The sequence below is a fragment of the Clostridium sp. genome (assembly GCF_051278035.1).
Taxonomy (GTDB): Bacteria; Bacillota; Clostridia; order Clostridiales; family Clostridiaceae; genus Clostridium_AD.
On record NZ_JBNMNU010000254.1, the window covers coordinates 1 to 4516 of the forward strand.

The 4516-nt window shown below is 28.8% G+C and carries 5 protein-coding genes; 3 read left to right on the forward strand and 2 right to left on the reverse strand.

The window, feature by feature from the left end; translation table 11 throughout:
- The coding region (locus ACJAX4_RS22305; protein ID WP_435791640.1) for a hypothetical protein at positions 1 to 270 on the forward strand (270 nt) is incomplete at its 5' end.
- Positions 271 to 943: 673 nt separating this feature from the next.
- Complete coding sequence (locus ACJAX4_RS22310) at positions 944 to 1072, forward strand: hypothetical protein (RefSeq protein ID WP_435791641.1); 129 nt, start codon at positions 944 to 946, stop codon at positions 1070 to 1072.
- 404 nt (positions 1073 to 1476) lie between these two features.
- On the opposite strand, the gene ACJAX4_RS22315 is transcribed toward ACJAX4_RS22310, so the two are convergent.
- A complete protein-coding gene (locus tag ACJAX4_RS22315; protein ID WP_435791643.1) occupies positions 1477 to 1863 on the reverse strand; it encodes a helix-turn-helix domain-containing protein in 387 nt (128 codons plus the stop codon).
- 485 nt (positions 1864 to 2348) lie between these two features.
- Between ACJAX4_RS22315 and ACJAX4_RS22320 the strand changes: the two genes are divergently transcribed.
- Positions 2349 to 2942: a hypothetical protein gene (locus ACJAX4_RS22320; protein ID WP_435791645.1), complete on the forward strand. Its 594-nt coding sequence runs from the start codon at positions 2349 to 2351 to the stop codon at positions 2940 to 2942.
- A gap of 771 nt (positions 2943 to 3713) precedes the next feature.
- Here ACJAX4_RS22320 and ACJAX4_RS22325 read toward each other — a convergent pair.
- The coding region (locus ACJAX4_RS22325) for a Tn3 family transposase (RefSeq protein WP_435791646.1) at positions 3714 to 4516 on the reverse strand (803 nt) is incomplete at its 5' end.

A 4516-nucleotide genomic window follows, 5' to 3' on the forward strand; every position in this document is an offset into this window, starting at 1 on the left:
GATGAAATAATTGAAAGAATTATTAAGGTGTTTACAGAACAATTAGATTATATATGTTTATATGAAAATCAAATATCTAAATGGCAGCATGAAGAAACATTAACACCTAAAATCAAATTAGATCTTGATCGATCCCAAACTCAACTCCAAGACCTTAGCAAAGTTTTAATTAATCTTTTAGCTCTGGCAGCTGAACTTAAAAAAGGAACTATAGAAAAAGTGATGGAGAAAAGTGATTTAGAACTTGGACTGGAATTTCTTAAAAAATAATGAATGTAATTTCAATACACTGAAAAAAACACATAGATGTCTTTTTCAGTGTGTTTTTATGTTGGCGGTATTATAGTGATATTTTTAAACTCTTTACTAAATTATCATTGATTTATATAAGTTATTAAGCATTTTGTTAAATTTAACTAAGCAAGTATGGCTCTTGAGTCCATCATTTTATATTATATTGGTACTCTAAATATAAAAACAATTCCTGCTGCATAGCGCAACAGGAATTGTTTCCCCTGGGGGTAAGGGGTTGTTTTCTTTGATTTAGACAAGTTTACTGACTGCGGTGACTCAGTATTACAATTAAGTCATTTATAATACATTGAACGTAACAAGTCAATACGTTATGTTACATTCAAATTGAAAAAAATAAGGAATGGGCAATACACCCAATGTGAATGTAACTCAATTACATTTGTGTTACTTTCACTTTATTATTTTCTTTATAAAACAATTTTATAAAAAAACAAACAAGTTTGAAATTTTATCATATATATTATGTAATACACAGAATTTTTTAAATGTTCGTATTTATTATTGATTTTTATATAGTTTAAATATATAATACCACATGTAGTAATGATTTCTTTATACACCTATGTGTCGCCTCCTATAGTGTGGGAAGTAAAAAAATCCACTTCCCAGATATAGGAGGTGAATTTTAATGAAATTACTTACTAAAGAACCAAAAGCGAACTTGGCAATAAGATTTACAATAATAGTTGGTTTAATATCAGCTATCGTAACAGTTATAAGTTGGATTATATCTGTTGCATCTTGGTTAATCAATTAACTAAGCAATAAATAGAGATTATAATAGCTAGTGACTATTATGGTCTTTATTTATTTTATGCATTGATATTGAATTTTAACCAATAGATAAAAAATTATTCTAATAGATAAATTCTCACATAACATAACAATAATATAAAATCATCAAAAAAACAATATGAAATTACAATAAATTATAATTTCATATTGTTTTTTTATATTAATTATTGATTTTTATGTGTAATTCCCATTTTTATTTTCGCAAATTCTTATATTCATCATGGAGCAAAGATTCCCTTTTTCTTAAACCAACCTCTTTAAACTGTTCCTATTACCCCATAAACAAACCATTCAACATAATAAATGCTCCTTCGAACTATTGGGATAGTATTGTATTATTTTTACGTGAGTTATTAAAAAAATCTATTATTTTGAAATTACACCTCTGTCATATGTCTGAAGGTATGTATGTGATTCTCCATTAAACTCTAATTGCATTCTCTTTATTAAATTCATATCTTCTAGTTCCTTCATCCAATTTCTTATTGTTCTTTCTGATTTATTAAAATATTTTGCTATCCTATTATTACTATGCCATACTTCACCTGTCATATTTTTAGAGTGAATTCCTAAATAAAGATACAGTTTTAATGCATTACCATTAATATTAATTAACTTATTACTGGTAATAAGACCGTTGAAGAGAATAAAATATCCATAACTATTAAGTCCTTCTTTTTTCCATACTTCATAATTTTTTTTATATAGAATTGCCAGGTCTTTATTAGTATATTTTTTTATAGAACTTACCATAATAAATCACACTCCTTTAAAAATATATTATATACTATTTTATTAAGGATGGCAATATTTCTTCCAACTAACTACACAAACTTATAACATGCATCGTTTTTTTAAAACGATGCATGTTATAAGTTTGTGTAGAAGGAGGTAGTAAATTTTCCAACTAAACTATACGAATAACTACATATACATAACACTAAAAAAAACTAAAGGTTTAAAATACCAGTGTCAATAAGGTCTTTTTCGTCTATAATAGAAGTATAAGTAGTATGAAAATACTATTTTAAAGTTTTTTATTAAATTAAAAATTTATATGTAAAAATTTATGTAGAGGCGTTTATCGGATGTGCCTGGCTAATAAAAAACCGAAGAAGGTAGAGGCGTTTATCGGATGTGCCTGGCTAATAAAAAACCGAAGAAAGTAAATTACTTAGAAACATGCAAGGAACATCTTAATGATGTTCCTTTTATCTTATAAGAAAAGGAGCATCATAATGGTTGGGGCGAATTGTAAATTTGTTTTTATAGAAAAGATCTATTTTACAGAAAACATACATTTTATAGAAATGTTAGATCCATATGATGAAAAGCAATCTAGACGTAACTATTTATTCTTAAATGTTAATTATGAGGGGAATAATCTTCTTGTTCCATTGAGAACAGAAATGGATTCCGAAAAACCATTTGGAATTATAGGATATGCTGTGCCATCTAATACAAAAGTAAATGCGGGACTAGACTTTAGAAAAATTTTAATAGTAAACGATTTTACATACATTGAAACGCCAGAGTATTGTAGGATTCCTCAGTCTCAACAAAACATTATAGATCAGAATTATTCCAAAATAAGTAATCTTGTCACTAGTTATGTAAAAGGATATATAAGTTCTGCAATAAAAGGTCGTGAAAAAAGAGAGCCCAAATATCGTTATTCAACTCTTCATAATTTCCATAAGGAACTTGGAATTATTGATATACTTAACAGGAAAAAAATAATGGACAAGCCTGCTGTTGTTAAAGAAATTTCACAAATATCGAATAAATCTATAGAAGCAAAAAATAGAGATACATCCTTAAATATTAAATAATTATTTAAGAATGTATCTCTATTTTTTTGTGATGAGTTAAACTGTTATAGGCCAACACTTAGAAGAGTATGTTAATAATAATTTTCAGGTCTATAATTTAAAAAAAGTTGTTGTATATAAACGTCTAGCCCAAGAACATTTACAAAAAAAGTCTGGTTATGATTTTATCCCTACTTGAATAAAAGTAGGGGTCTGCATTTTTCTTAGCGAGCTTAATCTATTATGAGTTTTATCTTACTTTTATAACTTTCTATTTAATTTAGCCAAATTCTTCAAAAACTTGTGATATTTCTTTATGCATTTTTTTCACACAAGGAATAACATTATTCAAACTTACTGTTTTGTATTATGTGGATATAGAGATAAAAGAAAAAAGGAGCATAAGGGGTTTCTGTCCCCAACTAGGTTGTTTCGTTAGGCAAAGCCTAACGAAACAATGGGTATAGAATTTCATATGTTTTCGTGTGTACATACGTATGTTTAGAATACCTATTAATCACTTTTTCAGTAACTGATCGTGATAGGGTGGGGGTAATAATATACTATTTCATTTTCTATTAATGTCACATATAGAGATGGTCAAATTTTAAAAGTCTCACATTTTATTTGTTACAATTGAAGATTTAGTTAAATGAAAATATTTACACTTTAAACTTTTCTTTCAATTCAGCAATAGCATTCTTATCTTTATTTCTTATATAATTTTCCGACATTGAAAGATTCTTTTTATATAGGGGGTTGTGTAGTAATGGGACAGAAACGGCAATAGAATTACCGTTTCTTACCAAATAATTTTTTATCCATTGGTTGCAATGGTCTCAGCTTACCAGATAATATTTCTTTTGCTGAGTCAAATGAATAATGCCCTACAATATTTATATGATCATAGCCAAGAGGAGAAAGTCGTTTTACGTCATCTAAATTCACGATATACCCTGCATTTCGAATAGAATCTAATGCTTTTTCCATATAGACTGTATTCCAGAGGATAATAGCGTTTGTAACTAACCCTAATGTATTTAATTGATCTTCCTGGCCTTCACGGTGAGGTTGATGAATCTCTCCTTTCTTGCCATATACAACAACTCTTTTAAGCCCATTTTCCGATTCTCCACGATTTAGCTGTGTCAAAATACGCCTGCGATAATTCTTGTCATCCAAAAATGACAGTTCGTAAGTGGTCTTAAAAATTCGTCCGAATTCGCCCATTGCACGACCAAGCATAGTTGGCTTCCCGCCTCTTTGTAACATTTTTATAAGATTTGTAGGATTTATGGTTCCAAGTTTAAGTGAACCAGCAACCCTAAGCATATCATCCCAGGACTTAATTATAAGGTCTTCACGTAATTTGTTTTTAGATAGACTATTCAAGACACCATAGTCTGCATTTGGATCAAATCGCCAAAGCCTTGTACTTCCTATATCAGCAAGACGTGGGCTAAAGCGGTAACCCAATAATGCAAATAATCCAAATATAATATCACTGTATCCGGCGGTATCTGTCATTATTTCACGAGGTTTAGACGTTGTCTGTTGACCTAAAACCAATTCAAGTAAATATAAGGAATCACGGA